This is a genomic window from Shewanella sp. UCD-FRSSP16_17 (genome assembly GCF_001675935.1).
GTDB classification, from domain to species: Bacteria; Pseudomonadota; Gammaproteobacteria; order Enterobacterales; family Shewanellaceae; genus Shewanella; species Shewanella japonica.
Genome location: NZ_LZFV01000035.1, coordinates 16,792 through 32,024, shown reverse-complemented (window position 1 = coordinate 32,024; position 15,233 = coordinate 16,792). Strand labels below are relative to the sequence as shown.

The 15,233-nt window shown below is 41.6% G+C and carries 7 protein-coding genes; 2 read left to right on the top strand and 5 right to left on the bottom strand.

Translation table 11 applies throughout. The features are described 5' to 3' along the window. Nucleotides 1-149: 149 nt before the first annotated feature. On the top strand, nt 150-554 hold the full coding sequence (locus A9267_RS14040; RefSeq protein ID WP_065109614.1) for a MerC domain-containing protein: 405 nt from the start codon (nt 150-152) through the stop codon (nt 552-554). Between the two features lie 340 nt (nt 555-894). Here the strand turns inward: A9267_RS14040 and acnB are convergent, their stop codons facing one another. Then, complete coding sequence (acnB, locus tag A9267_RS14035; protein ID WP_055022937.1) at nt 895-3,492, bottom strand: bifunctional aconitate hydratase 2/2-methylisocitrate dehydratase; 2,598 nt, start codon at nt 3,490-3,492, stop codon at nt 895-897. Nucleotides 3,493-3,926: 434 nt separating this feature from the next. Between acnB and hxpB the strand changes: the two genes are divergently transcribed. Further along, nucleotides 3,927-4,598, top strand: coding sequence for a hexitol phosphatase HxpB (gene hxpB, locus A9267_RS14030; protein WP_065109613.1), 672 nt, complete (start codon nt 3,927-3,929; stop codon nt 4,596-4,598). A 79-nt stretch (nt 4,599-4,677) separates the two neighbouring features. Here the strand turns inward: hxpB and A9267_RS14025 are convergent, their stop codons facing one another. The 4 genes from A9267_RS14025 to aceF form a co-directional block, all read right to left on the bottom strand. Next, nucleotides 4,678-6,891, bottom strand: coding sequence for a patatin-like phospholipase family protein (locus A9267_RS14025; protein ID WP_065109612.1), 2,214 nt, complete (start codon nt 6,889-6,891; stop codon nt 4,678-4,680). 129 nt (nt 6,892-7,020) lie between these two features. Further along, nucleotides 7,021-11,463 (bottom strand): EAL domain-containing protein, encoded by a 4,443-nt coding sequence (locus A9267_RS14020; protein ID WP_065109611.1) that lies wholly within the window; start codon nt 11,461-11,463, stop codon nt 7,021-7,023. Nucleotides 11,464-11,660: 197 nt separating this feature from the next. Next, entirely contained in the window at nt 11,661-13,088 is a 1,428-nt protein-coding gene (gene lpdA / locus A9267_RS14015; RefSeq protein WP_055022941.1) for a dihydrolipoyl dehydrogenase, read from the bottom strand. 162 nt (nt 13,089-13,250) lie between these two features. Then, nucleotides 13,251-15,227 (bottom strand): dihydrolipoyllysine-residue acetyltransferase, encoded by a 1,977-nt coding sequence (gene aceF / locus A9267_RS14010; RefSeq protein ID WP_065109610.1) that lies wholly within the window; start codon nt 15,225-15,227, stop codon nt 13,251-13,253. Between the last annotated feature and the right edge of the window lie 6 nt (nt 15,228-15,233).

Here is a 15,233-nt window from a genome sequence, read left to right as displayed (position 1 = left end):
TTAACCTTAAACCCAAGACTCAATATGTAAATCATACTTATATTACCGATAACTTATTGAATACTCATGATGCCAATGATAGATTAACGATCTTTTATGATATAACATATCATTAGCATACCTAACCAATTAATCACTTGAGTATCAACATGAATAAGCCCGCCCAAATACTATTAGATCGCCTTGCTATTTCAGTCTCAGCGTTGTGCGCACTTCACTGTATCGCGGGGCCATTATTATTAATACTGTTTCCAACGATGTTGTCCCTACCTGTAAGCGATCACTTTTATCATATTCTCATGGTGTGGGTTATTATCCCGACAAGCAGTATCGCAGTCTTTCTTGGCTGTACACGACACAAAGATCCTACCGTTTTAGTGTTAGCATTTTCTGGAATGATAGGGCTAGGAGTGACCGCAATTTATGGACATGATTTATTTGGTGAGACTGGAGAAAAGCTAATGACACTTGCATCAACCATCATTCTGGTTTGTGCACATTGGCGTAATTACTCTCTTTGTCGCAGTGATTCTTGTGAGCACAGCGAGAAGTGATTTTTGGTTATTAAGGGAAACTTGTTGTTAGCGCTCCAACCTTCGTTTGGATTAAGATTGTAGAATCCCAATTAATCTCTAGTTGTCGAGGTAAGCTAATTACTTAGCCAAATATCAATTGAAGTCAGTCTTTAGATGAACCGGCCGTTAGCAATCATTCGCTTTATAGAATAGCACTGGGCGATGTGGGTTTATTAAGAAGGATAAACGCCTCCTTTTGACTCGGGTATGGATGAAGTGCCGCGACTTTGATCCAGACAAAATCCAGACACAAAAATGCCAGCTAATGAGCTGGCATTTTTCAGTTTACGCTTTTAAAACGTAACCATCTTATCAAAGGCTACACTGCTGATTGGAAAATTACACTATCAGCTTTCTTCGTGTAAGACTCAATCTCATCGAAGTTCAAGTAGCGGTAAGTGTCAGCTGCTGTTGCATCTAACTCTTTCGCATATTCTTGATATTCTGCTGGAGATGGTAAACGACCTAATAGTGCAGCTACGGCAGCTAACTCAGCAGATGCTAAGTAAACGTTTGCGCCAGTACCTAAACGGTTAGGGAAGTTACGTGTCGATGTTGATACGACTGTTGAATTCTCAGCAACACGTGCTTGGTTACCCATACACAGTGAACAACCTGGGATCTCGATGCGTGCACCGACACGTCCAAAGATTGCATAATAGCCTTCTTCTGTTAGCTGGTCTTTATCCATTTTCGTTGGTGGAGCAATCCACAAACGTGTTGGTAAAGTCTTAGCAAACTTATCAAGCATTTTACCTGTTGCACGGAAGTGACCGATGTTGGTCATACAAGAACCGACGAAGACTTCGTCAATTTTAGTATCAACAACTGATGATAATAACACTGCATCATCTGGATCGTTCGGCGCACAAAGGATTGGCTCTTTGATATCAGCTAAATCAATTTCGATAACTTCAGCGTATTCAGCATCACTATCTGCGCTCATTAGCTCTGGATTAGCAATAAACTCTTCCATGCCTTTAATACGACGCTCAATAGTACGACGATCGCCATAACCTTCAGAGATCATCCACTTCAACATCACGATGTTAGAGTTTAAGTATTCAATGATTGGCTCTTTGTCTAACTTGATTGTACAACCAGCAGCACTTCGCTCAGCAGATGCATCTGATAACTCGAATGCTTGCTCAACTTTAAGGTGCTCTAGTCCTTCAATTTCAAGAACACGGCCAGAGAAAGCGTTAATCTTACCTTTCTTCTCTACCGTTAATAGACCCATTTCGATAGCTTTATGTGGGATAGCATGTACAAGATCACGTAATGTGATACCTGGTTGCATTTCACCTTTAAAGCGAACCAAAATTGACTCAGGCATATCCAATGGCATAACACCAGTTGCTGCAGCAAATGCAACAAGACCAGAACCTGCAGGAAATGAAATACCTATTGGGAAACGCGTATGAGAGTCACCACCAGTACCAACAGTATCCGGCAGAAGCATACGGTTTAACCATGAGTGAATAACACCGTCACCTGGACGAAGTGAAACACCACCACGGTTCATGATGAAATCTGGTAATGTTTGATGCGTATTCACATCAACAGGCTTAGGATAAGCGGCAGTATGACAGAATGACTGCATCGTTAGGTCTGCACTGAAACCTAAACATGCTAAATCTTTTAGTTCATCACGTGTCATTGGGCCAGTGGTATCTTGCGAACCAACAGATGTCATTTTAGGTTCACAATACTGACCTGGACGAATACCTGTTACACCACAAGCTTTACCAACCATTTTTTGCGCCAGTGTGAAGCCTTTACTTGATGCTTCAACGTCTTGTGGACGTACGAATACGTCTGAAGCACTAAGACCTAGCGTTTCACGTGCACGGTCTGTTAAACCACGACCAATGATTAATGGAATACGGCCACCAGCACGTACTTCATCTAGCAGTACGTCAGTTTTAAGTTCAAACGTTGAAATCACTTCATCAGTGCCAGCACGCTTAACTACGCCTTCATATGGGTAGATATCAATAACATCGCCCATGTTCATTTTTTCTACGTCTAGCTCAATTGGTAATGCGCCTGCATCTTCCATCGTGTTGAAGAAGATTGGTGCAATTTTACCACCTAAACAGAAACCACCAGCGCGCTTATTAGGTACATAAGGGATATCGTCACCCATGAACCATAGCACTGAGTTAGTCGCTGATTTACGAGAAGAACCAGTACCAACAACGTCACCAACATAAACCAGTGGATGACCTTTGCCTTTAAGTGCTTCGATTTCTTTAATTGGGCCAACTACGCCAGCTTCATCAGGCACAATGCCGTCACGGGCATTTTTCAGCATGGCTAATGCGTGCAATGGGATATCAGGACGAGACCATGCATCAGGAGCAGGAGACAAGTCATCTGTGTTTGTCTCACCTGACACTTTAAATACAGTCAAGGTCACTTTTTCTGCTAATTTAGGACGGTTTAGGAACCACTCAGCATTAGCCCAAGAGTTAACAACTTGCTTAGCAAAGTCATTACCTGCTTGCATTTTTTCTACCACATCATGGTAGGCATCAAACATTAATAGTGTATTTGATAATGCAGTGACTGCGATCGGAGCAAGTGCATCATTATCTAATTGAGCGATTAACGGCTCAATGTTGTAACCACCTTGCATAGTACCAAGTAGTTCAGTAGCACGCTCAGTTGATAGGATTGGTGACGAAACAGTGCCTTTGGCAACTGCATCTAAGAATGCCGCTTTTACGTACGCAGCTTCATCAACACCAGGGGGAATACGATTTTCTAATAGATCTAGAATCACGGCCTCTTCACCAGCAGGCGGAGTTTCAACTAACTTCACTAATTCAGCCACTTGTTGTGCATCTAATGGCTTAGGGACAACACCCTCTGCAGCACGTTCTGCGACGTGTTTACGATATGCTTCTAGCACGGCAACATTCCTCTTTGTTTTGCGCCTAACAGCGAAACTGAACATCATTTAATAGAAAAAATGACCATTCCACAGGTTCGGGCTTGAAATCCGACCCGTAGTATACTACAGGTTTGCAAAAGTATGAATTAGATCACACTCTAATGGAGACGAAATCGATACTAATATTGAGCTCGCAGTATAATTTAACTTCTGCTTTAAACAAATAAAATTAGACAATAGTTTAAAACATTAAATAAACACTTTAATTTCAGTAAATTAACCTGACACCACAATTTAATTCAGTCCTATAAATCAATCGTATAACTTAGATGAAATTTTGCTTTTTTTTTCGCTATTCTGCATAGTCTTTGAACAGCACCACCTAACACATGCCTAAAACACTGTTTATTCAACTTTATTGACTAGCTATTCAAACTAAGTAAGGGAGTAATATGTCATTAACCACTATAGAAGCGGTCATATTTGATATGGACGGCGTGATTATTGATACCGAGCCAGCTTGGCAAAAAGCTGAGGTCGAAGTGCTCAATCAACTCGGTGTACCCATCACCATGAAAGATGCCGAAGTTACCACAGGATTACGAATAGACTTATTGGTTGCCTATTGGTACCAGCGATACCCATGGGATAACTATGATAACCGTGCTGTCGCGCAGCAGATTATCGATAAAGTCGTCACGTTTATTGAAACTGAAGGTGCACCAATGCGCGGCGTTATCGATGCACTGAAACTATGCCAGCAAAAGCAGCTTAAAATTGGACTAGCGACCTCTTCTTCAACAGATCTCATTGACTCAGTCATGGCAAAACTAGGGATAAGATCATATTTTGAAGCAATTGCATCTGCTGAAAATCTTCAATACGGAAAGCCGCATCCAGAAGTCTATTTGAATTGCGCCAATGCATTAAAGGTAAATCCTGCACATTGCCTAGCCATTGAAGATTCATTTAATGGCCTAATTGCAGCAAGAGCAGCGACAATGCAAACCGTGGCGGTTCCTGCTCCTGAATTGGCAGAGCAATCACGTTGGGTTATTGCGCATCAACAGCTTGAGCATTTAGGCCAATTAGCTGATGTGCTAAATGCCACTACCAGAATCTAACTAAGCAACAAAAGCGATATAAAAAGGGCTGCACCCGCAGCCCTTTACATCACCAAGTCTATTCGAATAAAGACTTAAATTAGAAGTTTTTACCAATGAATAAGTAAAACGCTTGCTCGCCAGTATCAGTAAAGCCAAAGCCTAATGCTGCCGGCCCCCAGCTAGTATCGGTACCTAAATAAAGACTACTCGCATATATCAAGTCATCTAAATCAATGTCATCCTTTAGTAGCCACACGTTACCAGCCTCAATACTGGCACCCAAGTAGAGTGGCACATCCGATAATAAAACATCTCGACCAAGATCATACTGATAAATCAGTGCGCCAAATGCTTTGTGAGGTCCAGCAAGAGCACCTTTGTGATAACCCGATAAATTCAAGAATCCACCTAATTCAGCAACATGAATGGTGAAATCACGGTCAACATCCACTGTAGTGATTGCCGCTTTACCTACAATGGCATGGTTACCTAGATTTAATGCCCCTTTCCAATCTGCTTCAAATTGCCAAGCCAGTTGATCGGAGTCATTGACCACGGCACCTGAGTATTTTTCATCACGCACTGCCGCTTTAAAGGTTAAGCGTTGACCTTCAGTCGGGAAGCTGATGCTATTTAATGTATCGTACGTCATCAAAAAGTATCCACCGACTGAATCATAATCCAAATCAATTTCGGAAACGGCACGATTAGATAGTGTCCCTAGTTCACCCACAGCACCAATCTCAATCAAACCAGCGTGAGAGTAGTTATAACCAACACCCATAGAGAATTGATTTAACGAATTTTTAAGCTCATATAAACGGTCATTGCCATCATAAAAATCCCAGTCTTTAATCTCATACTCATAAATCGCCCGGCCATAAAAATCTTGGTCTTTTGAGAAAGGCTGGTAAAACTCAGTACTAATTCGTTTTTCAAATCCAAGTTGCATCTCGTTTCGCCATTCGCCACCATTATCGGTAAGTTCACCCATGGTGTAAGCCAAGCTCAAGGTAATCGCCGAATCTAAAGTAAAGTCGTCTTCCCAATTAAAGCCGACATCAAAATAATTAGGTCCCCAAGATTTTGCATGGGTACTGACGGTTAAAACACGGCCTTCTTCAGTATCTTCAAATTCTGCATCGACACGTTCAAATTTATTAAGCGAATAGAGTCGTTTGATTGCAGCATTTAACTCTTCTTTAGTGATCACCTCGCCTTCTTTTAGACCTAACTCTTCTCGTAATAAGCGCTCACTAACTTTAGAGTTATTGTCGAAAACAATCTTGGTGGAAGGACGGTTGACTTGATTAACAAACACCAGCTTGGCTCGTCTTTTTTTATCTTGATAAGCTTGATAATCATCTTCACTGATACTCAAGTGAGCCAACATAGGCAGAGCAGCATTACCAGCGATAGTCCCAGCTTCTAATGCTTGCGGCATGATTTCAAAGTCAGTAGTACTCATGTCATCAATCGCGGGGCGAATGAGCACGTCACCATCCGTTAAATAGGTCTTCTGCTCTTCAGTGGTTGCTTTGGTTAAAATCGTCGATAGCTGTTCCAATACTGCAATGGTGCTATCTAGCTGCTCTTTAGTTGCCAATGGTGAACCAATATCAACAGCGATCACCACATCTGCTCCCATGGCTTTAACCACATCAATCGGCATATTATTCGAAATACCGCCGTCGACGAGAAGCTTGCCATCGATTTCTGCTGGTTGCAGCGCACCTGGCACAGTGGCAGAAGCTTGCATGGCTTTTACAATACTGCCCTTATCTAATACAACGGCGTGACTTGTGGATAAATCTGTTGCAACTGCACGGTAAGGAATCGCTAAATCATCGAAATCACCAAACTGCTCAACGAGGTCAGTTGAATGTTGCAGTAGCTGTGACATTGTTTGGCCTCGAAGTAAGCCACTTGGCGCAGCAAGCCCGCCATCTTTATAGCCCACATTTAATGGGATATTAAATTTATCTCGATGTTGTTTATCACGGTAGGTTAAATCTTCGCGGGGAATAGTATCTGAGTAGCCCTCAGCCCAAGGAGAGTTCAGCATGATCGTTTCTATTTCATCAGCGGTATAACCAAGTGCATACATACCGCCTACATACGAACCAATACTGGTACCCGTCACATAATCAACTGGAATACGGTTTTGCTCTAATACTTTCAGGATGCCAATATGAGCCGAACCTTTTGCGCCACCGCCACTTAATACCAGTCCTACTGTTGGACGTTCTTTTGCATAAGTGAAACTCGTGGTTAAACTCAACAACAGTAACAATGCGATCTTACGACCCATATAAAGCATCCCTATCTTTAAATTATTATCGGCGCCATTCTAGCAAAGAAAATGCATCATTAATAAAACCTTTCAAACCATCTTATTAACCTTTATTTGCATTATCGTATTTGGAATGTATTCGCTCGTTTATGAGTCCGCCTTTGAAATTCCGATAAATGCATCAAACGCGTCACGTGGCATCGGCTTAGCAAAATAGTAACCTTGAATGATATAACAGCCACGGCTGAATACTTGCTCCATTTGATCGTAAGACTCAATACCTTCTGCAACCACATGTAATTTAAGGTTACGAGCTAACTCTATAATACTACTCACAATCGCTTGATCGGCCTCGTTATTAACAATATCAATCAAGAATGACCGATCAATTTTAAGTGTATTAACCTCAAAGTTTCGTAAATAAGCCAGTGATGAATACCCAGTACCAAAATCATCAATCGCCACTTCTATCCCTAAGGCTTTTAATTGTGCCAAATGTGCATTTGCCACCTGCAACTCTTTCATTAAAACACCTTCTGTGATTTCAACAGCTAAGCATTGAGGTGGCATGCCAGTATCGGCTAAAATTGTTTTTAGGCTATCAATGAAATCCACTTGCCTAAATTGCACTGCTGAGACATTAACCGATAACTGAAAATGCTCATCATGTAAGGCATGCCAGCGAGCACCATCAGTGCAAGCCTGACGTAACACCCAACGGTCAATATCAATAATCAAACCACAGGACTCGGCAACTTTAATAAATACATCAGGTCTAATAAACCCTTTTTCAGGATGCTGCCAACGGATCAACGCCTCCATCCCAATAAATTTATCACCTCTTAAAATATCAATTTGCGGCTGGTAATACAGTTGCAGTTCATTATTCTCAATGGCTTTTCTGAGCTCCGATTCAATCCATAAATGGTATTGTGCTTCTGCGTTTCGCTCCGCTGAATAATATTGAAAATTTCCCCGCCCTTCTTCCTTGGCGTGATACATTGCTAAGTCAGCATTTTTAATCAGAGTTTCAGGGTCCAAAGTGTCTTCAGGCCACATGCTAATACCAATACTAGTAGAAACGAAAAACTCTCGTGAGAATAACCTAAAAGGTGCCGCAATTTGCTTAAGGACTTTTTCAGCAACCAAGTTAATTTCGTCGATTGACTCAACTTGCCTTAATAGAATAACGAATTCATCACCACCAAATCGGCACACAAGATGCTCGCTACCCACACTTCGTTGAATACGCTTAGCGGCTTCGACTAATAACGCATCCCCCATGCTATGACCATATGAATCATTCACGTGCTTAAAGCGATCTAAATCGAGAAACAATAACGCTAATCGTTCATTGGAGCCATGAGCGTCTGAAGTAATTCGTGCTAATTGCCGATTAAACATGGAACGGTTAGATAGCCCTGTTAATACATCATTATTGGCTAGATTGCGTAAGTTAAGTTCATTTTGCTTACGTAACGTAATATCAGAAAACACCACCACATAATGCTGAATAACCTGATGCTTATCAGTCATCACCGAAATATTGGCCCATACTGGAAACTTATCATTTGGCTGGCGTATAAATGTCAATTCGCCATTCCAGATGCCTTCTACAAGCTTTAAGACATCTATGTCATTTTCAGGGTTACTTTTGTGCAGCAGTGACTCAAAAGGCTGTCCAATCAATTGTTCTTCTTCAGCGCCTACCAAATTGTTGGCCGCTGCATTAATGACCTTGATGTGCTTTTTAGCATCCAGAATTAACATTCCTTCGGAGGTATTCTCGAAAGCTTTTGCGAGTAAATCAATTTCACTTTGAAGTTCTCGCTGCTCTGTCACTTCGGTATAAATACCCGCAACCTTCTGCACTTGCCCTGTTTCATCATTGACTTTTACTGCACGTCCACGGATACGTAACCAACCTAGAATGCCGGCGGCTCGGGTATATCGAAACTCAATATCAATCGAGTCTTGCTTGCCTTTGAGTAAATCCATCCAATGGCGAGTTACACCTTCTTTATCCTCATCGATAATAGGCAAGTCCGGTACGAGATAAGATAACTGAGATTTAGCGCCTAAAATCCCCGCTTTATTTTCGAATAAAATACTATTTGAGTGGCTGTTCCATTCCCACAAGTCAGAATCACTTCCCCGCAGAGATTGACGGAGTTTGTCTTCACTTTCCCGAAGCGCCGTATTAATCTTTAATACCCGCCTAACTTGCTTTTGACGCAAAACCACTGATGTGAATGCAGTTAATAAAATGATTAATAACACCAACATTTTAAACCACTGCGATGCCCACCAATATTCATTAACTTTGAATTGAAATTGAAACGGTTCTATCGACCATATTCCCTGCTGTTTATGCAGTAACTCCAAGGTATATACGCCGGCATTTAAGTCAGCAATATTGACCTGTGTCTGCCCTTCAAGAAGAATATAGTTAGGCTTTTTAGCTGAACCATCCAGCACTAAACGATATTTGATACTAATTGGCGCCGTATCGATATAATCAAATGTGGTCATTTGAAAACTAATCAGTTTGGCATCAGGCCTGACAATATTGAATGAGTCTGGCAATAAATACAGCTCGGTTTGATCGTCGTAAAAAACTGAGATCGATTCCAATGAAATATCATGGCTTTGACTTCGGTGCTCAAGCTTATCAACATCCACCAGCATTGCCMCGTCAGGGCTACCAATATATAACCCCGCTTTGGGGTCATAAAAGGATGCAGCTTCATTAAACTCTGATGCCGTAAAACCATCATTCACAGAGAAAACGTCTACGACATCTTTAAGGGGATCGTGGCGGATTAAAATCGATTCACAACCAATGAGATTATAGCGTTCAGTTTGCTGGATAAAATACACAGTGCTGCAGTCTAAATCCCATAATTTGTTCATTGATTCTATATCATGGGTTTTCGTATTAAATCGAAGTAAGCCTTCCTGGTAAGTCCCTAACCACAACGTATCATCGTCAATTTGATTGATGTTATTCACACTAGCATTTGGATATTCTCTCACCAAAATGTCTGATAACGAGTTCAATTGATTCTGATTGGTTAAATAACCTAAATATTTATCTCCACCGACCCATAGCGTGTTTTCATCATCACGATAAACGCTGCTAATACTGGTTCGGGTATTTCGCTCACCTTCATTGAATATTGATATTTGTTTAATATCAGTCAACCCAGGCTGCCAATAATGGACTTTATCAAACGTACCCCACCAAATTCGCCCATCAATCAGGGGATCGTTATAAGAGGTGAATAGCTGCGATCCTCTAAGGCCGTCACTGTTAGGAGCAAATGTTGAAAAGTCGACTTCGTTATTCGTATCTTTGTCATACACAAACACGCCATTGGTGGTCGCGAGTGAAACATATTGGCTCTCTAACTCAGATAGACTGTATACTGAATCACTTGCTTGAAACCCATTTGGGAGATGCAAACTAGAAGAAACAGCTTGTTTATCGACAATATTCAATCCACCATCACCGCCAAGCCATAACTTATCGTCTTGAGCAAATACACTCCATATCATCTCATCGACGAGTTTATATTTAGAGGCCTTATTAAAGTAATCCAGTAAGAAATCAGGTTTTAACGCTAATAAAGCCAAGCCTTCACCAGAACCGCCAAGCCAAATCAACCCATGCTGATCAACGGCAACATCGTCAATGTAATCAATATCAGCATCACGCTTTAGCTCTTCTTTATAAGATTTAATCTCGTCGGTATGCGGTTGCCAAGAAAACAGACCAGAAGTCGTCGACATCCATAAACTACCTTGCTTATCTTCTACCAATTGATGAATATTAAAGGGGGCAATAGCCACGCGGTTAATGGTTTTTTTATCGATATCGACAAGGAATAAGCCTTTATTACTGTATACCCAAATATCATCTTTGCTATCGATAAATAAGCCACGAATAAAGGTATTTTTTATATCCCAATCAATTTGAGATAACAGTGCACCTTGAGCATCCCTAAGTTCAATAGCAAGGCTATTTGAATATAAAAAAGTGTTATCAGCCCATTGATGAATACTGTTCCAAGCCACATTTTCATCGAGTGAGTGTAACAAGGTTAGCTGTAAAGACTCGTTATCAAGCAGCAATACTCGACCAGCATTGGTTAATAACACCACACTTCCGTTTGCAAGCCTTGTGTAACCTGAAATAGGATCGTTATAAAAGCTGTCAGGTGAATCAATAAGCAGATCAGAGAATTGGTTTGTCGAAATATCGTAAAGGGTTAAAGAGAAATTGCTGTTGAGTAATAGATGATTTTTACCGACTTTAATCAGTAATTTGATATTTTGATAACTGAGAGCATCAGCAGTATTAGGTTGGTCAATTCTGCGAATTGCAGAGCTACTGACACGATACAACCCCTGCTGAGTTGCAAGCCAGACATAACCATAATCATCAAAAGTAATATCATTAATCGAATAGTTAATTAACCCATCTTGGGCATTAAATAGTCGCTGGACAACATTTACAGCTGAAGCCTGGTTACAAAATAAAATGGTTAGAAAAATGAAACTTAAAAACTGTTTAACGCGATTTATCATTTGTTAATTATTACTCTGGAAAATGATTTATTCGTAACGTTGGAAGTTTCCTTGCAAAATATAAACTGGCTTCATGCCAACAACTATCTAAAACTCAATTGATACACATTTTAAATATATCACCATATTGTAAAAATTGATCAAAAAAAAGCACCCCGTAAGGTGCTTTGATACAAATAGCTACAATGAGTTGCTAGTTATTTTTTCTTTTTTGCTTTTGGGTTTGGCAAATCAGTAATAGAACCTTCATAAACTTCGGCAGCAAGACCGACAGACTCATGTAAGGTTGGGTGAGCATGAATAGTTAATGCTAAATCTTCAGCATCACAACCCATTTCAATTGCTAGGCCAATTTCACCTAGTAATTCACCACCATTAACACCAACAACAGCACCACCAATCACACGATGAGTTTCTTTGTCGAAGATTAACTTAGTCATGCCATCACTTGCGTCAGAAGCAATAGCACGGCCACTTGCAGCCCAAGGGAAGCTTGCAGTTTCGTATGCAACACCTTGCTCTTTTGCTTCTTTCTCAGTTAGACCAACCCATGCTACTTCTGGGTCTGTATAAGCAATCGAAGGGATCACTTTAGGGTCGAAGAAGTGCTTAAGACCTGAAATAACTTCAGCAGCCACATGACCTTCATGCACACCTTTGTGAGCCAACATTGGCTGACCTACGATATCACCAATAGCGAAAATGTTAGGTACGTTAGTACGTAACTGCTTATCAACATTGATGAAACCACGCTCATCAACATTTACACCAGCTTTTTCAGCATCAATTGATTTACCATTTGGTGTACGACCAATTGCAACCAATACAGCATCATAACGCACAGGCTCAGCAGGTGCTTTCTTGCCTTCCATAGTAACGTAGATACCGTCTTCTTTTGCTTCAACCGCTGTCACTTTCGTTTCAAGCATCAAGTTGAATTTCTTCTTGATCTTCTTAGTGAAGATACGAACGATATCTTTATCAGCAGCAGGAATGACTTGGTCAAACATTTCAACCACATCAATTTCACTACCGATTGATGAATAAACGGTACCCATTTCTAGGCCAATAATACCGCCACCCATAACTAATAATTTACCTGGCACTTCTTTAAGTTCTAGTGCATCAGTAGAATCCCAGATACGTGGGTCTTCATGTGGAATGAACGGTAGCTCGATTGGGCGTGAACCAGCAGCAATAATTGCGTGTTCAAAGTTAATCACTGTAACGCCATCTTCACCTTGAACTTCCATGGTGTTTGATGAAGTAAATTTACCATAGCCATTAACTACATTAACTTTACGCATTTTAGACATTCCGCCTAAACCGCCTGTTAATTGACCCACTACTTTTTCTTTAAAGCCGCGTAATTTTTCTAAATCAATCGTTGGCTCACCAAATACAACACCGTGATGAGCAACTTCTTTTGCTTCTTCGATCACTTTAGCGACATGTAGTAATGCTTTTGACGGAATACAACCCACATTCAAACAAACACCACCTAACGTACTAAAACGCTCAACGATAACTGTTTCTAAACCTAAATCTGCAGCTCGGAATGCTGCTGAATAGCCTGCAGGGCCTGAACCAAGTACTACTACCTGAGTTTTGATTTCTTTACTCATGTTTTCCTCTATTTTTCTCTTGTTGGCGGAAAAACCGTCCAAACTGCAAAATGGGGTCATTATTGAATCTTGTAAGGTGGCCGCATTTTACCCTTTGTTTGACACTGATCACAATCCTGTGACGAGATAAAAAAGGCTGCTCACATTGAGCAGCCTTTCTCTTTACAAAATTAACGTACGGATGTCGCTAAGAATGCTAGATAATGTGACGCTAAAGCGCGCTGCCATTGCACCATCAATCACACGGTGATCGTATGATAACGATAATGGCAACATCAACTTAGGCTCAAAATCACTGCCATTCCATTTAGGCTTCATTTCAGACTTAGATACACCCAAAATAGCCACATCAGGATAGTTAACAATTGGGGTAAATGCCGTACCGCCAATGCCACCTAAACTTGAGATAGTGAAACAGCTACCTTGCATATCCGCTGACTTAAGCTTGCCGTCACGAGCACGCACTGAAATGTCCATTAACTCACGAGATAGCTCAACGATACCTTTCTTATCAACGTCGCGAACAACTGGTACCATCAATCCGTTTGGTGTATCAACAGCCACACCAATGTGGAAATATTTCTTCTGAATTAATGATTCACCATCAGCACTTAAGCTTGAGTTAAACACTGGGAATTCAGCCAATGTTTTCGCTACAGCTTTCATCATAAAGACAAGCGGCGTAATTTTGTAATCCGCTTTCTTCTTAGCAGCAAGTGTATTTTGTTCTTTACGGAATGCTTCTAATTCAGTGATATCAGCTTCATCAAATTGCGTCACATGTGGAATCGTAACCCAGTTGCGATGTAAGTTAGGTCCAGAGATTTTCTGAATACGACTTAACGGCACTTCTTCAACTTCACCAAACTTACTGAAGTCCACCTTCGGCGCAGCAATCACATTCAATCCACCCGCACCACCAGCAACAGAAGTTGCAGCAGATGCTTTAGGGCGACTTAGCTCATACTTAATAAAGGCTTGTACATCTTCTTTTAAGATACGGCCCTTACGTCCGGTGCCTTTAACTAACGTTAAATCGGCGCCAAACTCTCTCGCTAAGCGGCGTACAGCAGGTGAAGCATGTACCACACCCGTTTTAGGTTGATTACCCGCACTTGGATGATGTGGCACTGGTGCAGCCTTAGCTGGAGCAGGTGTCGCTGCAGGAGCTGGTTTGCTTGCAGCCGGTGCAGGCGCTGGTGCACTTGGAGCTGGGGCGGCAGATGAAGTCGTTTCGACAGTGGCAATAATGCTACCTTGAGAAACTTTATCACCCACATTTACTGTTAAGCTTACAAGTTTACCAGCAAATGGTGCAGGCACTTCCATCGTCGCTTTATCCGTTTCAAGGGTAATTAATCCCGTATCCACTTCAAGCACATCACCAACGGCAACCAAAACTTCAATAACGTCGACATCCGATGCATCGCCAATATCAGGAACCGCAACTTCTTTCACTTCAACAGTGCTAGCAGCAGGCGCAGCAGCTTGTGTTGCTTCTGCAGGAGCTGTGGCAACTTGTTCAGCTGCAGCAGGAGCCGATGCGCCAACTTCAAGCATCAATACTAATGAGCCTTGAGACACTTTATCGCCAACGGCAACTTTAAGTTCTTTCACCACGCCCGCTGAAGGTGCAGGCACCTCCATCGTCGCTTTGTCAGTTTCTAAGGTGATTAAACCAGTATCGGCTTCAATGGTTTCACCCACACTCACCAGAACTTCAATAATATCAACGTTTTCAGCGTCACCAATATCTGGCACTGCCACTTCAATGATTTGCGAGCCGCCAGCTGCTGGCGCTGCAGGAGCTTCAACGATTGGTGCAGCAGGAGCCGCTGGTGCTACTGGAGCTGGTGCTGCTTGTGGCGCTGCTTGTGGTGCTTCAACAGGAGCCGCCGCAGAAGCTGCATTTAACATCGCAATCAGCTTACCTTCAGCGATGGTATCGCCTACAGCCACTTTTAACTCGGCTACAGTACCGGCAAACGGCGCTGGAATATCCATGGTTGCTTTGTCGCTTTCAACGGTAAGAATTGAGTCTTCTGCAGCGATTTCATCACCAACTGCAACACAGACTTCAATAACCTGAACTTCATCACCACCGATATCAGGAACCAAAACTTCTTTTAATTCAGCCATTTTGTT

Coding starts and splice junctions, on each gene's coding strand:
- A9267_RS14040 (WP_065109614.1), top strand. CDS start 150: ATGAATAAGCCCGCCCAAATACTATTAGATCGCCTTGCTATTTCAGTC.
- hxpB (WP_065109613.1), top strand. CDS start 3,927: ATGTCATTAACCACTATAGAAGCGGTCATATTTGATATGGACGGCGTG.
- A9267_RS14025 (WP_065109612.1), bottom strand. CDS start 6,891: ATGGGTCGTAAGATCGCATTGTTACTGTTGTTGAGTTTAACCACGAGT.
- lpdA (WP_055022941.1), bottom strand. CDS start 13,088: ATGAGTAAAGAAATCAAAACTCAGGTAGTAGTACTTGGTTCAGGCCCT.
- aceF (WP_065109610.1), bottom strand. CDS start 15,227: ATGGCTGAATTAAAAGAAGTTTTGGTTCCTGATATCGGTGGTGATGAA.